The organism is Bacillus sp. GW823-FHT06B01, assembly GCF_058952315.1.
Genome location: NZ_JBXAHR010000004.1, coordinates 549080 through 572194, shown reverse-complemented (window position 1 = coordinate 572194; position 23115 = coordinate 549080). Strand labels below are relative to the sequence as shown.

Sequence of the window (23115 nt, the reverse complement as noted above, 5' to 3'; positions counted from 1 at the left end):
TTCCTTACTATAAACTTGAGGTGAAAAATATGAGAGAAACATTTGAAATTGGCGAAATCGTTACTGGTATTTATAAAACTGGCAAATACATCGGCGAAGTTACAAATAGCCGTCCTGGCAGTTACGTCGTAAAAGTGTTAGCTGTTTTAAAACATCCGGTGCAAGGTGACTTACATAACGTAAAACAAGCTGACGTACCATTTTTCCATGAAAGACGCGCTTTAGCTTTCCGTGAACAGACGAACATTCCGGAGCAAATGGTGAAGAAATATGAAGGAGAAATTCCAGAGTATACAGAGTCACTCAAATTAGCATTGGAAACTCAAATGAATTCATTTTCTGAAGATGATTCACCTTTTGCGGTTCGTAGTCTAGCAACATTAGAACAGTTAAAAAAAGACTACAAACTTTAAAAAAACAAAACGACCAAATTACATACTGTGCAATTTGGTCGTTACTGTGTACTCACTTTCTTTAACACTTTTGAAAAATCAACTAGTTCTCCTAACGTTGGAGGTGCTGGTTTCACTAAATACTCTTTATCTTTTTCTACTAACTTAAAAATATTATACGTCGTCATCGCATCATCTAGCGCACAATGATGCTTACCCGTCCCTGCTTTTCCATATGCCTCAATTGCTTTCCACAATCCTGTTTGATTTCTCTCTCCAAAAAACTTCTTATACTCAAGTGATAAATCACGACACTGTCCTAAGAACGGAAAGTCTACTCTTGCCATTTCACAATTATGCTTCAACACTTTCATATCCATATTTCCCCACGTAACAATGGTTGGTTTACATCTCCTTTCATATTCTGCAAGTTTTTCAACAAGTTCTGGAAACGAAATTCCTTTATCTACGACTTCTTGTTTAATTCCTAAAAATTTCTTACATCGATCCGTTAAAGAAGGAAAAGTTTTCGGCCTAACATGAGCTGAATACGTGTCTTCTACCTTACAGCCAACAACCGAAACGAGTCCTACCTCAATAATTTCCGGGAAAAATCCTTTTGGTTTTTTTCTGTGCTGGGGCATCGTAAACTCAAAATCCAAAAATAAAAATCGTTGTTCATCCATACGATCCCTTCCTTATCATCTTTGTCATTCCTTTCTATTTGACACTCCTACACGAACAAGCTCGAATGCTAATTCCATTTTAAATATTCAGATTGGATGTATCTTATATATATGTCAAATGCCCACAAATATTTTTAAAAATAAGAAAAAATGACCGATGCAGAAAATATGACAAAATACCCCCTCTCATTTACATCCTCCATTTTTCTACTTTATAATGACTTTATGTGTGTTTCTTTGGGAACATTTTTGACACACTAAGAAAAGTGAATGAAAGGAGATGAGAGTTTTGCACGAAACAACGCAAGAGCTCGCAAACTGGCAGTATTATTTTGCTATCGCAGTCTTTTTAATTACATATGCCATTATTATTTCAGAAAAAATTAATCGCGCTGTCATCGCACTTCTTGGTGCAGCACTCATGGTAATTATGGGGGTCGTTGATTTACACAACGCCTTTACGAAACATATTGAATGGGGGACGATTACGCTACTCATCGGTATGATGATTCTGGTGAACATTACGAGTAAATCGGGTGTCTTCCAATACGTTGCCATTAAAGCAGCAAAAGGGGCGCAAGGAAATCCAATTAAAATTTTAATTTCACTTTCCTTACTTACTGCGCTTGGTTCCGCATTTTTAGATAACGTTACAACTGTACTTCTTGTTGTTCCAGTTACTTTATCTATTACGCGCATACTGCAAGTAAATCCTGTTCCTTATTTACTTTCTGAAATTATTTTTTCAAACATTGGAGGAACAGCAACATTAATTGGTGATCCACCTAACATTATGATTGGTTCTGCAAATAAGCATTTAGATTTCAATGCGTTCTTATTCAACTTAGCACCTATCGTAATCATTATTATTGCTGTTACAGCGACAATACTTTACTTCATGTACCGTAAACAATTAATTGCTGATCCTGTACAAGTTAAAAAATTAATGAGTTTAGATGAAAAACAATACATTAAAGATCCAGTATTAATGAAAAAATCTTTAACCGTACTTGGACTTACAATCGTAGGTTTCATGACTCATTCGATCTTCCATGTTGATGCAGCTATCATCGCTTTAACTGGTGCTACTGTACTTATGCTAATCGGTGTGAAAGAACATGAAATTGAAGAAGTATTCGCAAGTGTAGAGTGGGTAACAATCTTCTTCTTCGCGGGACTATTCGTACTCGTTGGAGGACTTATCGATATCGGGCTTATCAAAATGTTAGCTCAAAAAGTAATTGGAATAACAGGCGGAGATGTTTCTTACGCATCTATCCTTATTTTATGGGTATCTGGTATCGCCTCTGCAACAATTGATAACATTCCATTCGTTGCAACAATGATCCCACTTATTAACGATATGGCAGTTGGGCTAGGTTTATCACCTTCTGACGCACAAATCGACGTATTATGGTGGGCATTAGCATTAGGTGCTTGTCTAGGTGGAAACGGAACATTAATCGGAGCTTCTGCTAACGTAATTGTTGCAGGTATCGCAAGTCGTGAGGGCCATAAATTTAGCTACATGGAATTCCTTAAAGTCGGCTTCCCAATTATGATCGTTTCATTAATCATTTCTCATATTTATATTTATTTACGCTACCTTATGTAGTAGAAAAAGGGTTGTCACATGTGACAGCCCTTTTTCTTGTTCAATACAATTATATGAATGATTTTTCAAATATCCCTACTCGTTATACCTTACCGGCTCATTCCGAATAATGAACAAGTGAATCGGTAAGAAAACCGAAAATGTGATTGTATGAATAATCGTAAACAATATAGAATTCGTTCCGTATCTATCTAAAATTGCGTAGATAAGATAAATAGACAGCACAATCGATACAGCTGTTGCTAATAAATATAGAATTGGTACGAAGTTAAAAATGAAACATGCGACATATATGCCGAATACTTTCCATCCTGCTTCTTCTTTTAAGAAATCCGGTAATTTGTCTTTTGCTAAATCACCCCATATCTTACTATTTAAAAAAGGAATAAACGCAAGAGCACCATCCGTTGCACCATCATTTTTCGCCATCGTATACAGTGCAAAAGCCGTTAATAAATACGCAATAATTGCCCAAATCAATACAACAAGAATAAACGCAAAACTAAGAGCAAAGAAACCTGCTAGTACGCCTTGATCTTCCATCTTATCCTCTCCTCTCTACTCTCAACATATTTCATTCCATTGCAAGTTATGTTTTAAAATTTATCCAAACTCTCTGTATAATAATAGGAGCGAGATAATAAGAGAGGAGAACGTACTTATGCATCCATTTGTACAAGCATTACAAGAGCATTTCACAGCCCATAAAAATCCTGAAAAAGCAGAACCGATGGCACGTTATATGAAAAACCACTTCCCATTTCTCGGTATTCAAACACCTGAAAGAAGACAGTTATTAAAAGACGTTATCCAAATACACACTCTTCCAGATCAAAAAGATTTTCAAATTATCGTACGTGAACTTTGGGATTTACCAGAACGTGAATTTCAAGCGGCTGCACTCGATATTATGCAAAAATATAAAAAGCATATAAATGAAACGCATATCCCGTTTTTAGAAGAACTCATTGTAACAAAATCTTGGTGGGATTCTGTCGATAGCATCGTCCCTACATTTTTAGGGAATATCTTTTTAAAACATCCGGAATTAATTTCTGCCTATATTCCAAAATGGATTGCATCAGACAACATATGGTTACAACGCGCCGCTATTTTATTCCAGCTAAAATATAAACAAAAGATGGACGAAGAACTTCTTTTCTGGATTATTGGACAACTACATTCTTCAAAAGAATTTTTCATTCAAAAAGCGATTGGCTGGATCCTTCGGGAGTATGCAAAAACGAAGCCCGATGTCGTTTGGGAATACGTGCAAAATAACGAGCTTGCTCCCCTTAGTAAACGTGAAGCAATTAAGCACATTAAACAAAATTACGGAATAAATAACGAAAAAACAGGCGAGACTCTATCATAGATAGACGCGTTCCTCTATTGAGATTTAAAAAAGAACGTGTTAGAATATGTTCATTATTATTAATATAAGTAGCGATGACGGACTTATAAGTACTTGCACAAAAGCGATTCAGGGATAGTGAAAGCCTGAAGCCGCAAGGAAACGGCAGTCCCGAGCAATACGTGATAAAGTGGATGCACCTGTTGTGTATCAACTAGGGTGGAACCGCGGGCAAACGCTCGTCCCTAGGCAATTAAGCCTTGGGATGAGCGTTTTTTTATGTTTTCAAAGCATATACCGCTCGTTTCACTAGTATCTGAGCACGTCATCGCCAATACGTTAACTTTCAAAAGGAGGATTTTATTATGTATTCAATGGAACAAGTTGTAAACTTAGCGAAACATCGCGGTTTTGTTTTCCCTGGTTCTGAAATTTACGGTGGTCTTGCAAACACTTGGGATTACGGTCCACTTGGAATCGAATTAAAAAATAACGTTAAAAAAGCTTGGTGGAAAAAATTCATTCAAGAATCTCCATACAACGTTGGTTTAGACGCAGCTATTTTAATGAACCCAAAAACTTGGATCGCTTCTGGTCACGTTGGTAACTTCAACGATCCAATGATCGACTGTAAAAAATGTAAAGCGCGTCACCGTGCTGACAAATTAATTGAAGATGCACTAGATGCAAAAGGCATCGAAATGGTTGTTGATGGTCTTACTTTCGACCAAATGGCTGACTTAATGAAAGAACATGAAGTAAAATGTCCTGATTGCGGTAGTGAAGAGTTCACTGAAATCCGTCAGTTCAACTTAATGTTCAAAACATTCCAAGGTGTTACAGAGTCTAGCACAAACGAAATCTTCCTTCGTCCTGAAACAGCACAAGGTATTTTCGTAAACTTTAAAAACGTACAACGCTCTATGCGTAAAAAGCTTCCATTTGGTATTGGCCAAATCGGTAAGAGTTTCCGTAACGAAATCACGCCTGGTAACTTCACATTCCGTACACGTGAATTCGAACAAATGGAACTTGAATTCTTCTGTAAGCCTGGTGAAGATTTAGAATGGTTCGCATTCTGGCGTGAAACTTGTAAGAACTGGTTACTTTCACTTGGTATGACTGAAGAAAGCATGCGTCTTCGTGACCACGGTGAAGAGGAATTATCTCACTACAGTAACGCAACAACTGATATTGAATTTAGATTCCCATTCGGTTGGGGCGAACTATGGGGCGTAGCATCTCGTACAGACTTCGATTTAAAACGTCACATGGAACACTCTAATGAAGACTTTAACTATATCGATCCACAAACGAATGAGCGTTACGTACCGTACTGCATCGAGCCATCTTTAGGTGCTGACCGTGTAACATTAGCATTCTTATGTGATGCATATGAAGAAGAGCAATTAGAAAACGATTCTCGTACAGTTCTTCGTTTCCATCCTGCTTTAGCACCATACAAAGCAGCTATCTTACCATTATCTAAAAAGCTATCTGAAGGTGCTACTGAAGTATTCGCAGAATTAGCTAAAGACTTCATGGTAGACTTTGACGAAACTGGTTCTATCGGTAAACGTTACCGTCGTCAAGACGAAATCGGTACACCATTCTGTATCACTTACGACTTCGACTCAGTTGAAGACAAAGCTGTTACAGTACGTGACCGTGACACAATGGAACAAGTTCGTATGCCAATTAGCGAGCTAAAAGGCTTCTTAGAGAAAAAAATCCAGTTCTAATTATAAAAAAGAGGCGCTCTATTGAGCCGCCTCTTTTTACTTTTCACGTTTTTCTTTAATTGCTACTGTACATCTTGATATACATAGTAAATCATCATTCTCATCAATAATACGTACATCCCAAACCATCGTTGAATGTCCTCTATGTATCGGTGTTCCGATCGCTGTTACAATCCCATCTTTCTTTGAGCGAATGTGATTTGCATTAATTTCTAGACCGAAACAAATACATTTCTCTTGATCAATTAAATTGTATGAACCAACACTTGCTACTGTTTCCGCTAATGCAAGAGATGCACCGCCGTGTAAAAAACCAAACGGCTGATGCGTACGCTCATCAACAGGCATCGTAGCAACCACCTTATCTTCTGTCATCTCTAACAACTCAATTCCAAGTGAATCCATTAAAGTTTTTCCCATATCGTTTCCTCCTTCTCTTACTTTAATTGAATGTATAATTTTACCTATTTATTTTCAAACTACTTATAACACTTATATAAGGAGGTTTCACCTAAATGAAACAGAAATTTTGTATATTACTGCTTATGTTCTCCTTGCTGACTATTGTACCAAATTGTGCACTAGCAGCCAAAGCATCCAACCTGACAATCGATGTTCAGACTGTAACACAAAAAGGTAAGAAACCTTATATAGAATATCAAATTAACAGACCTTCTTTTCACAATTTTTCCGATTCTAAATTTCAAAATAAGCTCAATTTCTATTACAAAAAATCTACTGACAAATTTAAAACCAAATTAGAAAAAGACGCAAAAAAATATTATAAAGAAACGGAAGGATCTAGCACACCTTTTCATCCGTACGTGGCGAATGTTGATTATAAAGTTTCCTTAAATAAACCACCCTTACTCAGCCTATATTTGAATTACTATCAATATACAGGCGGAGCACACGGTCTTTATACGTGGAAGGCAAACACATTTGATTTAAATGAAAAAAAGTTACTACGCTTAGATGATTTATTTCAACAAGAAGATAAATATAAAGAAGTAATCCTCGCTGAGATCGTAAGACAAATTAAACAAAATGAAGGCATTTATTTTCCCGATGCAACTGAAAAGGTCATGAGCACGAAAAAGTTCCACTTCTTTTTAGAACCAGACAATCTCGTCATTTATTTCCCTTTATATGAGATTGCTCCTTATTCAAGCGGAATTCCTCAATTTCGTATTCCGTATACGTTGCTAAGAGATTATTTGAAGCCTTCTTATCAAAATATTTTGATTGACAACAAGTAAATATTTTCGCTACGATAATGTTAACCTGAAAACAACAGGAGGTTAACATTATGAGAAGATTTCATGTTTTAGATTTAGCATTAGCTGCCATGTTCGTCGCTCTTATGGCCATTGGTGCAAATATTGTCTCTTGGGCACCATTCCTGCAAGTGGCGGGCATCCCATTATCTATGCAACCATTTTTCGCAATTTTAGCAGGGCTTCTTCTTGGAAGTAGACTTGGCGCATTATCAATGACTGTGTATATGCTCGTTGGCTTAGCTGGTGCACCAATCTTCGCTAACTTCAAAGCTGGATTTGGAGCACTTTTAGATCCTACTGGTGGTTTTATTATTGCATTTATTATCGTTGCTTACGTATCCGGAAAACTAGTAGAACAAAAAGAACGACCAACATTCAGTACATTTGCAATTGCCTCTTTCACAGGAATCATTTTAACTTATATTATCGGTACTACTTATATGTACGGGGCAGTCAATTTCTTTATGGGTGGTAATATGAGTTATAAAGCTGCTTGGATGATTATGATGTGGTTTGCAGTAAAAGATATTGCATTTACAATTATCGGTGCTATTATCGCACCTCGCATATACTATGCTGTACGCCGTTCTGCTTATCGAAACAGTCACTTCGTTTCATAAGTTGTTTTTTTGATATTTGCATGGGATACCGTTTCCCTTGATTATTATTCCCCTTCCCTAATCGGGTTTTTATTACGTACTAAAGAGGCTATCCTTCTATTGGAAGATAGCCTCTTTTTTCATATGGTTAGCACTTTCTATTCTTCATATATATTTGATTTTTAGATACAAATAAATTATGCTTGAAAAAGAATTAAACTAAAGTAAGGATTTGATTATAGATGGGGAGAGAATCCTCTCAAGAACATACAAAAAGATTTCTCATAGTAACACTATTTTTTACGCTTGGGACAGCTTTAGGAAAGCTACTTGGCTTTGCAAAAGAAATCACACTTGGAGCTTATTTCGGTACAAACCATGCCGTTGATGCATACGTTGTAGCTTTAAATATACCAACTATTGTTTTTACTGGTATCACAGGGGCCTTCGCCTTTTCTTTCATTCCTATCTTTATGGAGTTAAAGGGAAAGGATTCCCTTAAAGCATATCGATTTATGAATAACTTTTTAAACATTGTTCTACTTATTTTTTTCATTCCGCTTTTGCTCATTGAACTACAGCCGAACTTATTTATTTCAATATTTGCAAATGGGCTCCCAGAGCAAACAGCTTTATTATCAGCTTACCTATTACAAATCATTTTCCCAACTGTATTCTGTACATTCATGATTGATATTTTTAATGCTTATTTGAACAGTTTACATAAATTTCGCATTACAAGCATGCAATGGGTTGTATTAAATGGTATTACCCTTATTATATTTGTTTCCCTTGTTAATTGGATTGGAATTTACGCACTCGCATTAGGCGTTATTATCGGAAACATTGTACAAAATACACTTGTTTATTTTGCTTCTAAGCGCGAGGGGTATCGCTATCGATTTGTAATCGATTGGAAAGACCCTTCTTTAAAAACGATGATTAAGTTGAGTATTCCTGCTTTCATTACAAGTATGTCTATTCAAATTAATCTACTTGTGGATCGTACACTAGTATCTGGATTAGAAGAAGGATCTATTGCAGCCCTTAATTATTCCCAAAAATTATACTTCATTCCTCTTGGATTAATCGCTGCTCCAGTCTTAACAGTTATGTATCCTAAATTTGTCGGTTATGTAACTGACTCAAAATGGAAAGATTTCGTAAATTTAATGGAAACGAATATAAAAGTATTATTATATTTATTTATTCCCGTTTTTATTTATTTTACCTTTTTTACAGAACAAATTGTCAAAGTTGTTTATAACTATGGTGAATTCGGGAAAGATTCTATTATGATGACAGCAACTGCATTGCAATTTTATGCGCTAGCCGCTCTCATGCAACCTTTAAAAGATTTACTTGATCGTTTACTATTTTCTTTAAAATTGAATCGATATATTATGTACGCATCAATTTTTTCCATGATTATAAATGTTATATTATGTATTATACTCGTTAACAAAATGGGCTTAGCTGGTGCAGCTCTATCTACGTCAATAGCATCGGCTAGTACAGTAATCATACTATTGTGGATGTTCCAAAAATTCATGAAAGAGAAAGAAGCAGTAAACTTGTACTACGGTGGCTTTTTATTCAAATGCATTGTGGCATCCTTTATTAGCTTGTTTACTTCCAAGCTGATGCTTCATTTTACACATGATACAAAGTTGCTTATTTTATTAGCAATAGCGATTGGCGCCATCGTTTACTTATTAGTCACTTACATGTTAAAGATTAAAGAACTACAACAATTGCTATCGCTATTTTTAGGTAAAAGGAATGATATAAATGAATAAAATTATGTACCTTTTGAATTATGTTGGGGATGGTGGATCAGAAAAATACGTCCTAGATTTAATTCAATCTATGGATCCAGAATGTTGTATTCTTGTATATTCTACTCCTGGTCCTTTCTTACATAAGTTTGAAGCATTAAATATACCCATATATCAAATAGAAATGAAACACCCTTTTGATATAAAAACTGCATGGAAACTAAAAGAAATAATTGCAAAAGAGCAAGTAGATATTGTTCACGCACAATTTTTACGTGAAAATTATATTGCAATTTTAGCAAAGTTATTAGGGGCATCCATCCGTGTCATTTGGACATACCATGTGGATGTCCCCATGTCACTTCCTTTAAAATGGTGCAATAATATATTCACTCGTTATAATGACACCATCATTTGTATTTCACAGTTTATGAAACAGCAACTCCTTCAAAAAGGAGTTCGAAAAGATAAATTAAAAATAATTTATAATGGCTTAGAGGATCCTTATTTAAACAATTTACCCTCTGTTCATAAACCGATGAAAATCGCTGTAATTGGAAGGTTAAGCGAAGAAAAAGGACAACCATTTTTAATACACAGCTTACAAAAACTAAAAACAAAATTCCCTTCTTTACAATGGCACTGTAACATTATTGGAGATGGTCCATTAAAAACTCAATTAGAAGACTTAGTGACTGCTTTACAATTAAATGATTCCGTTTCTTTATTAGGTTTTCGAGATGACATTATTAAAGAATATAGTGCACACGATATCATCGTAATTCCTTCTAAAAATGAGGGGCTATCCTACGTAGCAATTGAAGCGATTGCTATGAAAAAGCCTGTGATTGCGACAAATATTGGCGGATTACCAGAAGTTATTGTTCCAAATCAATCTGGTATTTCTATACCATATGGAGATGTCGAACAATTGGCAACTGCACTGGCAACATTATTACAAGATGACAAACTCTACTATTCTTTAGCAGAATGCGGACGCGAATATTATTTACAACATTTCACCTTCTCTAAAATGATAGAAGAGGTGAAACATATTTACCGCATACCATCATCATGTTAAAGGGGCTTAATATATTATGATTCAGCTAAATCGATTTCACTATATTACTTTAAGTATTTTCCTTATTATAGTAGGATTAATATTTTCAGCAACTTATACCGGGCTATTCATTTCGGCATTATTAGCAATAACTGCCTTTCGAGATGAAAAGCTCGGTATTGCTTATTTACTATTATTTATTCCAATGCGCCCCTTTTTAACTGCCTACAATGCAGGGTTTAAATTTATTGGGATTTTCATTATTCTCGCTTTATTATGCAAAATCATTTTGCAATATCGAAATACTGCTTCAAAACTATTTACATTTCATTATTTTGAAATCGCATATTTCCTATTTTGTTTATTCGGAGCGATTGTAGGATTAATTAACAATGTATCTTTAGCAGCAATAATTATGCAGTTACATACCCTTTTACTATACTATTTTGTATTCTATATCGTCTCTCGATTGTCATTCACCCGAGATGATTTCATATTGTTTGCAAAAGTAACTTTCGTGGCTGCAATTATCATTTCGATTCAAGGCTTAATTGAAAAAATTTCTCTCCGTAGTATGCTACTACCGGAGGTATGGAAAAATCTCGATCTAGCTCCTACTAATAAAATTCGTATATATGGTATGGCTGGTGGCCCAAATGAACTTGCACTTTATTTAATAATTGCATTTATTATTTCTTTATATTTGTTAAAAAATGCTTCCATAAGAATGAAGTACATACTCTATGTAGGGCTAACAATTATCGCGACAACTTTATGGTTAACCTATTCACGCGGAGCATTTTTAGCGTTAATAACCTTTGGAGTGCTTTATATCATTATCCATCGTAATATACCGTATTGGAAAGCATTAATCCCTATAATACTCATCTCATTTATATGCGCTACTGGAATCTCTCTTATGACAAACTATTTAGAAGGAGATGCTCTAGGTGCAAAACGCTTTTCAGAAGCACTATCAGAAGACACATTAGAATTAAGTAAGCAAGACGGTCGAATATATTATGTACAGAAAGCATTAGAAATCTTCCGTGACAAACCAATTACCGGATATGGTTTCGGTACATTCGGTGATGCAGCTACTCAAACACACTCGTCACCAATTTATAAATCGTATAATATTACATGGAATTTTTATTCTGACAACCAATACATCCAAATTCTAGCGGAAACAGGACTTATCGGAGTCATTTTATGTTCGATATTTGCATATGGAATTTTAAGTGCTTTCTGGAAACTAAGAAGAAATTCAATATTTAGTCCCATTCTCTTATGTTTATTTGTTGGTGCTATTATAGGAAGTGCCTTTTATAACATATTAGAGAATGCCGTCTTCATGATGTATTTCTTCCTCATTACGGGATGTATATATAATAAAAAAGGACTACTGAAATAATCAGTAGTCCTTTTTTATTATATTTTCTTCTGTTTCCTTGATACAATAAAAGCGCCTAATAGTGTGATAACAAAAGTAATAAACGAAACAATTGCTCCCATTACAAATCCTGGGGAAGTATACTTTAATTCAATTGTATGCGTTCCTTTTTCTAAATCTAATCCAAGGAATGCATCATTTAATTTAAGTAACTTAGCTTCTTTACCATCAACTGTTGCCTTCCAGCCTTTATCATATGGAATAGATAGGAATAAATAGTTATCTTCCTTCACATCAATTTTTCCTGATACCGTGCGACTTGTGTAATTCTTTACATCAAATGACTGTTGTTTCAGTACATTTATTCGCTTATCAAATGCTTCTACATCAAGTCCATAGAATAATTGTTGTTCCATCTCAATGGAATGACTACTTCCTTTGACTTCAACTTCAACCTTGACTTTTTCATTATCAAAATATCCTAAATCTAAAATACCATTGTTCCAATAGTAACGAGGATATTCAGTGAATTTTTTACCAAGTGATTTTCCATTTACATATACTTTTGTAATATCAGTTGGTTCCACACGTAATTTTGTATACAATTGTTGCTTACCTTTTACATCAACTGTATATTTAATACTTGCTTTTTGTCCACCCTGCTGTTTAACCAATTCGATTGGCTTTTGATTTGTTTGAGCTATTTTTTCGGTTTCAGCCTGTAGCTCTTTTTTCGTTTTCTCGCTCGTTTCCACAACTGCTAAATTATTATATTCTACAGAAAGTGGGTTTAACGGTTGATAGTAACTAACTTGTTGCCCATCTAATTTACCAATCAATTCGTTTTGCTTCTCAAAGGAATTTGTATAGTTGATTCTTTGTACTTTCAACTTGTCTTTTCCTTTAACATCAAATTCATCTTTATTTACCATGTATCCGAACGAAAGCGCATTTTTATTCTCATATACATAATTGCTTCCAACATGATCGATTTCAGACCATCCGTATTTATTTAAAGGTTGATCAGAAATCATATATTTTACACCAAACAAGGCATCAGTAGAGAGAATCCCTTTACCATTTTGTAAAATTAATGCCTCTAGATATCCATAACCTAAATCTTGCATGTATAAATTCAAGTGACCATTTGCCACAGAATTGAAGTGTGTTACGCCCTTATATCCAAAGCGTAGCGCATCATTCCATGTAACACCTCTTGTCGTTTCCATTCGATAAAGTCCCTTGTCCTGCTCGGCTACTTTCTGAATGGTCTCTTCATATTTTGGATACGGCGAAGCATATTCTTGACGATTAATATATCCGTATTCATAGCCCATTAACTTAACCATGTATACTGTATTAGTTGCTACATCTAGCCCTACTATAGCTAATAAAGCCAAAGAGATAATTGCTTTATTTTTTCGCAAGCGAACTTTTCCAAATAACAATAATGCATACATAATGATTAAAAAGGCATTAATTACAATCTTATTTGACTGCATATAACTTGGAGCTACTTTTCCTAATAATAGCAGCATAAATATATTAAACAATACAACCTTTTTTAAAGCTGGTATTAATTCCTCTTCGAATACCATAAACGTTCGAACTGCTACATAAATGAGTACAAAGGAGAATGTAAATGAATAACGATACGGGAAATTCGTTGGTGGCTCAAAACCATGCCAAGCAATATTTAAAAACGGAATTTCAAAAGAAAGGATTAGGAATAACAGTACGCTTCCATATACAATCTTTTCTTTCAATGAAATTCTCTTTGTAATAAAGAATAATGGAATGAGTAATACAGTTAAAACACCTGCATAAACGTTCGGCATTCCATTTACTGTCGTATCAATTACGCCATTAAAGAATCGTGCATAAAAATCAAAAGGATCAAAATTAAATGCTGTAGAGAATGGAATCTTAGTACGTTCAACAAAGTTGCTCTTTAAATCCATGTATGTTGGTAGCGTAATAAATGCAGACATTCCACCTGCCAATCCTGTTCCAAGACAGAACCATACGAACCTTTGCATTAATAATTTTATATTTCGAATATCGTAAAGCACACAATAACGTGCTACAAAATAGATAAATGTAAAAATCCCTACCATAAAGGAAATATAAAAATTCGTAATAAATGTAAGTGCTAAACTAAATGTGAATAACACCCATTTTTTTTCTGCAACTAGCTTTTCAACACCTAACATAATAAGTGGTAGTAAATAAATAGCATCTAACCACATTACACAGAAAGAATATACTGTTACAAATGACATTAAAGCATAAAAAGTTGAGAATAGCGCAATAGCAATTTCACGACGCTTCATCATATGACTTAAATAATACGTCATTGTAAAACCAGCTAATCCTGTTTTTAATAACGTCATTAACATAATCGCTTCTGGAATATGCGAACGATCAAACAGGAGAATAAGTAGTGAAAAAGGACTAGCTAAATAATAAGCAAATACTCCAATGAAGTTTAACCCCATTCCACCTTCCCAGCTATAAAATATACTTTTTCCATTTTTAAACACATCATATAAATACGTGTAAAACTGCACATATTGTGTGTGTAAATCCGTTACAAGGATTGATTTTTCTCCAAACGGTGCAATACCCAGTAAAATAAAAATGACACCATAAATAGAAAAAGGAAGTAAAAAAGCAAAAGTATATAAAAACTTCTTTTTCTTAAACAAATCTAACAGCACTTGCATTATACTCCTCCATATCATTCTTCATTAATCATTTATTACCAAATTTTATGTATAAAAAACAATAGCCGGCATAGAGCCAAGCCATTGTTTTTTATATATTTTGACCGTTTTCTATATCGGTCTTCTTTTTAAAAATAATATATTTACTCGCAAAATAATTTACAACCACAACAATAACGTTTGCAATAATTTTCGCTACTAAATCATTCATACCTAGCCATTCAATTAAAACAATCATGGATGCGATATCAATGAAATACGATACAATACGGAATCCCATAAAGTAGACAAACTCTTTTACTACATGAGCAAAACTTGTTTGTTGACTGTTAAATACATACTTCTTATTTGTAATATACGCAAACAGTACCGATACAATCCAAGCAATTGTTGTTGCTATTTTGTAATCCATTCCAATTAACGTTGCACAAATAAAATACGTCACAATGTTGATTAACGTCGTTAAACCACCGAAAAGTAAATAGTTAAAGATTTCTTTCGCTTTATTATTCACACTTCTAATCCCCTAGTGATTTGATTTTACTTTACGATCTTCTACGCTGTATAATTTCGCCGTTTTTTGATCGCCATCGATATTCGTTACTTTATCATCATTATATTCATCTACAAAATATAGCGGACGTTGTTTTGTTTCATTGAAGATACGTCCTAAATATTCCCCAATAATACCGATAGAAATTAACTGTACACCACCGATGAATAGAATAGCTGTCATCATAGATGGATATCCACTTACTGATTCACCATACATTAGCGTCTTAATAATAATCCAAATCATATAGATAAAAGCTAAGAATGAAACAGTAAATCCCATGAACGATGCAAGGCGCAATGGCGCTGTTGTAAAGGATGTAATTCCTTCAATAGCAAGATCCATTAGTTTGAAATAGTTCCACTTTGTTTCACCTGCAGCACGAGGATCACGATCGAATAAAATTTCTTTCTTATTATAACCAATCCAGCTAAACATCCCTTTTGTATAACGCTGCGTTTCACGAATTTTCTTTAATGCCTCAACACAACGACGGTCTAGTAAACGAAAATCACCTGTATTTTCTTGGATCGGAATTCTTGTTGTTTTCTTTAGCAAGCTATAAAATTTACCAGCTGTCCATTTCTTCGCCCATGATTCACCTGAACGAGAACGACGTTTTGCATAAATATCATCATACCCTTGCTCCCAGTACTTGATCATTTCAGGGATTAATTCTGGTGGATCTTGTAAATCAGCATCAATGATAATTACTGCATCTCCAATTGCATGATCAAGACCCGCAATCATTGCTGTTTCTTTTCCAAAATTTCGTGATAAGTCTACATACGAAATACGCTTATCATTCATTCTAAATTCCTTAATAATATCTAACGTGCGGTCTTTACTTCCGTCGTTAACAAACAAAATTTCAAAGTTATAATTTGGAATGCCTTGAAATACCCCTGTTAAACGACTATATAATTGATCTAATACCTCTTCTTCATTATACGCCGGTACCAATATAGTAATAGTCTTCAAAAAAGGTGCTCCTTTCTTTTTCAAGCCTGCTCATAAAGAACATCTTATAAGCACAGATTAGACATAGTAAACTGGATGTTTATCTTAGAATACCTCTTTCTCCAATTCACTATGTCTAACCTCACATATTTATAAATAAGTTAATTTTTCACAGTATTTTTTTGTCCGTTCACAATTTCTTCCATAATCGCTAATAAATCATCTTTTAACTCTTCATGTTGTAACGCCATTTCGATTGTTGTTTGAATAAAGCCTAGCTTCTCTCCAACATCATAACGCTTTCCTTCAAAATCGTATGCGAACACACGTTGAATTTCGTTTAGCTTTTGGATTGCATCTGTTAATTGAATTTCACCGCCAGCACCAATATCCTGCTCTTCTAAGAAGCGGAATATTTCTGGTGTTAACACATAGCGTCCCATAATTGCTAAGTTTGAAGGTGCCTCACCTGGAGCCGGTTTTTCAACAAATTGCTTCACTTGATAACGGCGACCCTCTTTTTCTAATGGGTCAATAATACCATAGCGATGCGTTTCATTTTCTGGAACAGTTTGCACACCGATCACAGATGAAAGTGTATGCTCATACTCATCGATAAGCTGTTTTAAACAAGGTTTTTCAGCTTGTACAATGTCATCACCAAGAAGAACAGCAAATGGCTCATCGCCGATGAACTTACGAGCACACCATACTGCATGTCCTAAACCTTGTGGTTCTTTTTGACGAATATAGTGAATATCTACCATTTTCGAAGATGCTTGTACTTTTTCAAGTAACTCATATTTTTTCTTCTCTAATAAGTTTTGTTCTAATTCAAATGCATTGTCGAAATGATCTTCAATCGCACGTTTTCCTTTTCCTGTAACGATAATGATATCTTCAATACCAGCCGCTACAGCTTCTTCAACGATATATTGGATTGTTGGTTTATCAACAATTGGTAACATTTCTTTAGGCTGTGCCTTTGTAGCTGGTAAAAAACGTGTCCCAAGACCAGCTGCAGGAATAATAGCTTTTCTTACTTTTTTCATGCCTATAACCTCTTTCTCTCATCTTTGGTATATATTCGCATTTGTCCAAGCAGTAGTTATTTTTATTATTTTTCCCTTATCAAACCATATTTATGGGATACATTCTTATCCAAATGAGTATAACTTTTATACTATATATCTATCAATTTTCTTATTAAACTAAAGTTTTTTACATGTTAACTTCTTCACTAACTGCAAAAGACACTTCGTACAAATTCTACATGATTGTCTCTTTATTCGTCAAGGTTACTTATTAATCTCTCATGTGCTTCTCCTTATTCTCTACTCATGAGCCCTTTTATTTACTGTATCCTTCGTACAATCGGTCCTAAAAAGCGTAGCAAATCTGACAAATATGCACTTATTTCCTTTTGCAAAAAAGCTAAATAGATGCATGTTAATAAACATGTGAAAGGCCACGTAAATATACATCTTTAAAATTATATAATTTAATTTTTTCACCATAACAATTTCAAATTATACGTAAACTTTTACTAAAATCTATTTTTTATTTTGAATATAGTAACGATCTAATAATACATAAAACAGGAATAACATGGCTATGAAGTAACTCATTCCTTCTGGTGAATCCATCAAAATATTGATTGAAACCGCTGTAACAACTACATGCCATACACTTTTTGCATCTAGACTAATGCTATACATTACATTACCATCTACGAATTCTTCTATTAATGAATTGTTAAATATATGTGAAAGTACATATACGATTACAATGATCATTAATACAGGATAATGTACTTCAACAACAGGTGAGAATAACAGCATAAGCGCTGTAACGAGGACAAACTCCAACGAGCTATCTTTTTTACATTTTCTAATAACTAGAAATGTAATTGCTAATAGTATTATGACATACACAAGGTGAGTTATACTCATTGAATCGTGTGGGAAATATGTCTTTAATACTCCTTTAAATGAGCTATCCCAAGGTGCTCCACCATGCATTTCATTAATTTCATTTACAACAAACAAATCTTTTGTTACATATTCCCAAGCTACATTCCATCCAACTATAGCAATGGTAATCCCTGATGTAACAATCGTTGTAACCACAGCACTTAAAAACACCTTCCACTCTTTCTTATATAGGAAGTATACAAGAAAAATACCCGGTAGTAATTTAAAGCTAGTAGCAAAAACAATCGGAATCCCTGCCAACCACTTATGTTTAGATTGATAAAAATAATATGTTAAACATAATAAAAAGAAGATTAAACGATTGGATTGTCCCCAATAAAAATCAGCAAATACTGGATAAATAATAATAGCCGCAGAAAACAAGAGATACTTTACCCCTTTTGCTCTTCCTTTATACGCAGCTTGTATTACTAAACATACACCCAATATGAATAATATACTATTGAACATGGTCCATAAAAGGCGCGCTTTTTCATAAGGAAATGCTGCGAACCACGAAAGAAATACAGCAAACTGTGGTGGATACATATAGTATCCTAGTGCACCTTTTGTTTCACCATATAGTTGACGAAATGTCTCCATTTGATGGTCCAAATTATACATCATGCTTATGGCATTATCATTCCAAATTGTATGAAATGCATAGTAAAAGAAATGATAATCATCAAACATCCACCCTAACATTGCAGGCTCTTTATAAAGTGGCCATAGGACTTGATATCCTAGCGAGTACCCAATTGCCCCTAGCAAACATATTAAGGAGATAACCTTAAACATTTTCTCGCTTATTTTTATATTTACCATTTATTCTCCTCCAAAACATTATTATGAGACCCATAAAGGAGGTGACATAAGAAAAGCAGAAATCCAGTATATTTCTGCTTCGCTTATACAACCTATTTAATTATACAGTTACTTTCTGTTTTTCTTCTTTTTCTTTATGAGTTAATAATTCTTGCTGCATTTTTTCATTTTCATGCTGATAAATAGCTATAACTTGCGTCAATTCTTTAATTCGAATGGAAGATCTCGAAACTACAACAGTTAAGAAAAATAAAACACATGTTACAAAAAGAAATCCCAAAAAGAATAGCGCATTTATCGGTGTAGCAACTCCCAATAAATGTGAAACCACATCAATTGATTTTGGGAAAATCCCAATCATTAAAATACCGATTAACACTCCATACCATGTTAATACATATTTCAATTCCAATTTTTCTTTACGGACTAGGTTTGTAAAAATAATTAATCCTACTATAACTCCTAAAATAATTAATATTTGAAGGCGAATTGTCACGAAGCATTCTCCTTTCTTTTAGGTTTTAATCGATCAATTGTAATCGCAAGTGTTACTTTAATCATATAGTAAATGGCTTTGTAATTTACTATTGAAGATGTCCCACCCATTCTTTCTCGCATAAGTACTGGAACTTCTTTTACTTCATAATTGTTTCTAATTACAGCAACAATACTTTCCGGCTCTGGATAGTCTTTTGGATAGTACTCACAAAATTCATTAATAATTTTACGATTTACCATTCTAAATCCAGAAGTCGCATCCGTTATTCTTTTTCCAGATACAATTTTGATTAATTTTTCAAAGAAACGAATCCCAACTCTTCTAGTAAATGAAGACTGGAATCCTTCTTTATTAATAAAACGTGAGCCAATAACCATATCTGCTCTCGTATCTTCCATTTCTTTAAGAAGGGCTCCTAAATAGGCCGCATCATGTTGTCCATCACCATCAAATTGTACCGCAACATCATATCCATGGCGCTGAGCATACTTATAACCAGTCTGCATGCCTCCACCAATTCCTAAATTGATCGGTAAACTTACATAATTAAAATTATTATCTTTACATATTTGCTCTGTATCATCTTTTGAGCAATCATTGATAATAACATAATCAAAATCTGGAGCATTCTTCTCTATATCCTCTACAACGTGTATTAAGTTCGTTGATTCATTGTAAGCAGGAATAATAATCAGCTTCTTTTTTAACAATTGGAATCCCTCACTCCACTAATTTTAATAAAAATATCCTAGCATAAACACATTTGCATACAATAGCATACAACATGCTAATCTGGCTGAGCGTTGCGCTGTTAACTCTGAGTGTTGTTTCACATTCATTCTTTCATTAAAGATGAACAATACAATTGGAATGACAGGTAAGAAATATCTTCCTTGTAAACCACTAATGAAATCTGTACCAACTTCAGACCATGTTAAATATAAGCTTAACATAACTAGCCCAACTACACTTACAATTGTGAGTATAAAGACTGCATAATCGAACTTACGTAATTTAAATCCATCTTCGCTATAATCAAAAATGACTGTCATTACAAGTCCTACCATACTAATAAGCACAATACCACTCATTAAATGAGTTACCCATCCAACTTGATTTAGCATGTTCATCCACATGCTCATTCCACTTTCAAATGTTCCAAAAAAAGCTTTTATTACTTCAACTGGATGCTCTAGTATAAACTTCAATTGACCAACAGGATTAATTTTTTCATTTGGATTAATAGTTCCCACAAATTTCATTACGAATAGGTTCCAAGAACTCATTATTAAACCTGGTATTCCTGCCAGTAATAAAAATGACATAACACCTTGCATTTTTGTAAGGAATAAATCCCTTCCAATAAACGCAAAAATCAAGAATGATAACGGCCAATACGTAAATTTACATAATACTATTAGGATTAATAAAACAATTGGAATAATAAAATCTTTAATTCCTAACGTATTCTTTTCAGAACGCATAAGCTTCTGCAACATTACAGCAATAAACAGGTAATTTAACCCCATCAGTATTGCATCTGCTGAAAACGACGCACCCAATGATACAAACAATGGAAATGCCGCTAAAAATGCTAACGTATTTTTCAACCTTGGAATAATTTTTATCGCAAGAGCACTCAAAGCAATATACACAGCTAAATTAAAAATCCTTCCTAACATTAGCGCACTAAAAGCTTTTAGCCCCAATATATTAGCAATAATTAAGCCAAGAGCTTGTGGAATATAAGGAATTGGTGTATAAACAGCTGTTGTGGGTTGCTCTACAAAATTCGTTTTATCTGCAAATGTATAGGTATCCCAAATATCACTCTTAGCCCTATCGTATCTTTCGCCATTTGCCAATAACCCATAAGTTGTTTCAAATTGATTCGGGCGTGGCATATCATCAATATTCTCTGGTAAGTTAACGCCCACTTTATCTCCCTGTTTTGTAGAGAGAAGATTCCCTAAGCTAATATCATACGCTTTTGCAAAATGGAAGTTTTCATCAGTTGCCTCAAAGAGTGGATTATTGAAACTGAACATAACCCCCATTATTCCGGTAACAACGACAAAATTTTTAACTGTGTTATTACCAATAAGGAATAAAGCTAATAAAGTAGCTAATGCAGTAACAACTGCTTTTCCAACCTTAAACCAATCAAGTTGATCATATGCTACCTTTGCAGCTATCGCTTGTCCACTTTCTTCTTTACCATTAACAGTCAGTTTTTCATCTGGAGACAATGATGCCCCTGTACGAATAGTAACTTTTTCGCCATTTTCAGCTTCTACTATTTTTACTTTCAAGACAGCATCTTTATTTATGTCTTTTTCAATAGGAATTATAATACTGCTCTTAAAATGAGGATCCTTAATATATTTTTCTCCGCCCCATGTTTTTAAATCGACTCTTTCTTTACTCACGATTTTCCCTTTAGCCGAGAGCTCATACTCTAACACAGCGTTTTTATGATAACTTTCACTTGTAAGAGGTAACAGCAAATGCTTTGGGTTTTCACCTGCAAAATGAATCTCTTGACGCACTTCTTCACCTTGCGCTAAATCAATCATCTTATATTTGCTATAAACAAGACTCTTATTTACAGTGTGTATAGGCCCCGTCAAAAACACATATAAAACTGCACAAAAAACTACAAAAAAAGATAAAAATATCTTTTTTCTTCCTATCATGCTACAAACACCTCGATTATATTATTTTCTAAATATCGGCACACAGTAGATGCACAAAAAATGACTTTTACTGAATGCAAAACACAATAATACCTATAATAATAATCAGATTTCCAAATATCTTCCTTTTAGTTATTTTTTCACCAAGAAAATACCAACTGAATATTAAAATAAAAATATAACTAAGCGATTCAATAACAGGCGCTTGTTTTAATGGAACACCTTTCAAGGCAATTACATTTAATCCAGCGTTAATTACAAATAAAGAATATCCTACAATTACGTAGCGATTTACATATTCTTTCCACTTTGTATCATAATTCGATAATGTTGCCTTCTTTAATAAAATTTGCGAATAGTTTGCTAAAACAACTCCAAAAATGTAAAGCAACACAAATTTATTCATCTTTTACCACCACGACAATCCCTATAATAATAATGACTGCACCAACCAAATTATTCCATTTTATTGTATCACCGAAGAACACCACTGACCATAATAGTCCCCATAAAATAATGACTCCTCGATGGGAATACGCTTTAGATATTTCAAATGGTTTAATAACTTGCTGCCAAATAATTGCGTATCCAAATAAAAGAATTACAAGAATCATGTAGGCAATAAAAAAAGAAATTGATCCAACTGAAAAGTTTGCCGCCCATTTCATATACACCATTATGATAGAGTATAAAAAAAAGGCAACATGTAAAAATATATAATGCTTCATTGATGCTTTCATACACTCAACTCTCTTTTTTTAAAATTGATAGTTATATCATTACTTTTTTACAAATTGCCATTTTTAGTTTATATACACACGAAACAAATTTTAACATAATTAATCCAAAATTTCATTCTGAACTTAATTAAATGCATTTACCGATTGTGCCCAATTTGTGACAATAAAACCAACTACTGATAAAAATTCGAACAAGAAAATTCACTCCAAGTTTCCAAAAAAAAAAAGCATGAGCATCTAACGC

At 34.0% G+C, this 23115-nt stretch carries 22 protein-coding genes; 9 read left to right on the top strand and 13 right to left on the bottom strand.

All coding sequences use genetic code 11. The features are described from left to right. The first annotated feature begins 29 nt into the window (after window positions 1-29). Window positions 30-413: a kinase-associated lipoprotein KapB gene (gene kapB, locus AC1Q8N_RS21445; RefSeq protein WP_098078257.1), complete on the top strand. Its 384-nt coding sequence runs from the start codon at window positions 30-32 to the stop codon at window positions 411-413. 41 nt (window positions 414-454) lie between these two features. Here the strand turns inward: kapB and kapD are convergent, their stop codons facing one another. Then, the gene (kapD, locus tag AC1Q8N_RS21440; protein WP_000344365.1) at window positions 455-1078 is read right to left on the bottom strand and encodes a 3'-5' exonuclease KapD; all 624 of its coding nucleotides are present in this window, start codon (window positions 1076-1078) and stop codon (window positions 455-457) included. 289 nt (window positions 1079-1367) lie between these two features. Here kapD and AC1Q8N_RS21435 point away from each other — a divergent pair, with 289 nt between their 5' ends. Then, window positions 1368-2693 carry an ArsB/NhaD family transporter gene (locus AC1Q8N_RS21435; RefSeq protein ID WP_141520002.1) on the top strand — a complete coding sequence of 442 codons (1326 nt, stop codon included), beginning with the start codon at window positions 1368-1370 and terminating at the stop codon, window positions 2691-2693. 75 nt (window positions 2694-2768) lie between these two features. Here the strand turns inward: AC1Q8N_RS21435 and AC1Q8N_RS21430 are convergent, their stop codons facing one another. Further along, window positions 2769-3236, bottom strand: a complete 468-nt coding sequence (locus AC1Q8N_RS21430; RefSeq protein ID WP_000390066.1) for a hypothetical protein — start codon at window positions 3234-3236, stop codon at window positions 2769-2771. A 118-nt stretch (window positions 3237-3354) separates the two neighbouring features. On the opposite strand from AC1Q8N_RS21430, the gene AC1Q8N_RS21425 reads away from it, so the two are divergent. After that, window positions 3355-4068, top strand: a complete 714-nt coding sequence (locus AC1Q8N_RS21425) for a DNA alkylation repair protein (RefSeq protein ID WP_098078263.1) — start codon at window positions 3355-3357, stop codon at window positions 4066-4068. Between the two features lie 344 nt (window positions 4069-4412). Beyond that, window positions 4413-5789, top strand: a complete 1377-nt coding sequence (locus AC1Q8N_RS21420; RefSeq protein WP_000287155.1) for a glycine--tRNA ligase — start codon at window positions 4413-4415, stop codon at window positions 5787-5789. A 36-nt stretch (window positions 5790-5825) separates the two neighbouring features. Here the strand turns inward: AC1Q8N_RS21420 and AC1Q8N_RS21415 are convergent, their stop codons facing one another. Further along, the gene (locus AC1Q8N_RS21415; protein ID WP_000520763.1) at window positions 5826-6209 is read right to left on the bottom strand and encodes a hotdog fold thioesterase; all 384 of its coding nucleotides are present in this window, start codon (window positions 6207-6209) and stop codon (window positions 5826-5828) included. 95 nt (window positions 6210-6304) lie between these two features. Between AC1Q8N_RS21415 and AC1Q8N_RS21410 the strand changes: the two genes are divergently transcribed. The 5 genes from AC1Q8N_RS21410 (at window position 6305) to AC1Q8N_RS21390 (ending at window position 11920) form a co-directional block, all read left to right on the top strand. Beyond that, complete coding sequence (locus tag AC1Q8N_RS21410) at window positions 6305-7048, top strand: DUF3298 and DUF4163 domain-containing protein (RefSeq protein WP_098078265.1); 744 nt, start codon at window positions 6305-6307, stop codon at window positions 7046-7048. 50 nt (window positions 7049-7098) lie between these two features. Then, window positions 7099-7689 (top strand): biotin transporter BioY, encoded by a 591-nt coding sequence (locus tag AC1Q8N_RS21405; protein WP_001252152.1) that lies wholly within the window; start codon window positions 7099-7101, stop codon window positions 7687-7689. A gap of 221 nt (window positions 7690-7910) precedes the next feature. After that, window positions 7911-9467, top strand: coding sequence for a murein biosynthesis integral membrane protein MurJ (murJ, locus tag AC1Q8N_RS21400; protein ID WP_000532294.1), 1557 nt, complete (start codon window positions 7911-7913; stop codon window positions 9465-9467). Further along, complete coding sequence (locus AC1Q8N_RS21395; RefSeq protein ID WP_048542232.1) at window positions 9460-10527, top strand: glycosyltransferase; 1068 nt, start codon at window positions 9460-9462, stop codon at window positions 10525-10527. Before murJ ends, AC1Q8N_RS21395 begins: the two co-directional genes overlap by 8 nt. A gap of 16 nt (window positions 10528-10543) precedes the next feature. Further along, complete coding sequence (locus AC1Q8N_RS21390; protein WP_048542234.1) at window positions 10544-11920, top strand: O-antigen ligase family protein; 1377 nt, start codon at window positions 10544-10546, stop codon at window positions 11918-11920. A gap of 17 nt (window positions 11921-11937) precedes the next feature. On the opposite strand, the gene AC1Q8N_RS21385 is transcribed toward AC1Q8N_RS21390, so the two are convergent. The 10 genes from AC1Q8N_RS21385 to AC1Q8N_RS21340 form a co-directional block, all read right to left on the bottom strand. Continuing rightward, window positions 11938-14625, bottom strand: coding sequence for a YfhO family protein (locus tag AC1Q8N_RS21385; RefSeq protein WP_098642732.1), 2688 nt, complete (start codon window positions 14623-14625; stop codon window positions 11938-11940). A gap of 91 nt (window positions 14626-14716) precedes the next feature. Continuing rightward, window positions 14717-15139 carry a GtrA family protein gene (locus tag AC1Q8N_RS21380; protein WP_001060121.1) on the bottom strand — a complete coding sequence of 141 codons (423 nt, stop codon included), beginning with the start codon at window positions 15137-15139 and terminating at the stop codon, window positions 14717-14719. Window positions 15140-15151: 12 nt separating this feature from the next. Then, window positions 15152-16159, bottom strand: a complete 1008-nt coding sequence (locus tag AC1Q8N_RS21375) for a glycosyltransferase family 2 protein (protein ID WP_048542238.1) — start codon at window positions 16157-16159, stop codon at window positions 15152-15154. Between the two features lie 140 nt (window positions 16160-16299). Next, window positions 16300-17190, bottom strand: coding sequence for a UTP--glucose-1-phosphate uridylyltransferase GalU (gene galU, locus AC1Q8N_RS21370; RefSeq protein ID WP_048542239.1), 891 nt, complete (start codon window positions 17188-17190; stop codon window positions 16300-16302). Window positions 17191-17691: 501 nt separating this feature from the next. Next, window positions 17692-18936 carry a glycosyltransferase family 87 protein gene (locus tag AC1Q8N_RS21365; RefSeq protein ID WP_098078273.1) on the bottom strand — a complete coding sequence of 415 codons (1245 nt, stop codon included), beginning with the start codon at window positions 18934-18936 and terminating at the stop codon, window positions 17692-17694. Window positions 18937-19036: 100 nt separating this feature from the next. After that, window positions 19037-19432, bottom strand: coding sequence for a DUF2304 domain-containing protein (locus tag AC1Q8N_RS21360; protein ID WP_048542243.1), 396 nt, complete (start codon window positions 19430-19432; stop codon window positions 19037-19039). Then, window positions 19429-20145, bottom strand: a complete 717-nt coding sequence (locus tag AC1Q8N_RS21355; RefSeq protein ID WP_048542245.1) for a glycosyltransferase family 2 protein — start codon at window positions 20143-20145, stop codon at window positions 19429-19431. The genes AC1Q8N_RS21360 and AC1Q8N_RS21355 overlap by 4 nt, the downstream gene beginning before the upstream one ends. 24 nt (window positions 20146-20169) lie before the next feature. After that, a complete protein-coding gene (locus tag AC1Q8N_RS21350; protein ID WP_493521368.1) occupies window positions 20170-22011 on the bottom strand; it encodes a DUF2142 domain-containing protein in 1842 nt (613 codons plus the stop codon). A gap of 187 nt (window positions 22012-22198) precedes the next feature. Beyond that, a complete protein-coding gene (locus AC1Q8N_RS21345) occupies window positions 22199-22537 on the bottom strand; it encodes an EamA family transporter (protein WP_048542249.1) in 339 nt (112 codons plus the stop codon). Beyond that, window positions 22530-22871, bottom strand: coding sequence for a hypothetical protein (locus tag AC1Q8N_RS21340; protein ID WP_000648045.1), 342 nt, complete (start codon window positions 22869-22871; stop codon window positions 22530-22532). Before AC1Q8N_RS21340 ends, AC1Q8N_RS21345 begins: the two co-directional genes overlap by 8 nt. Window positions 22872-23115: the final 244 nt, after the last annotated feature.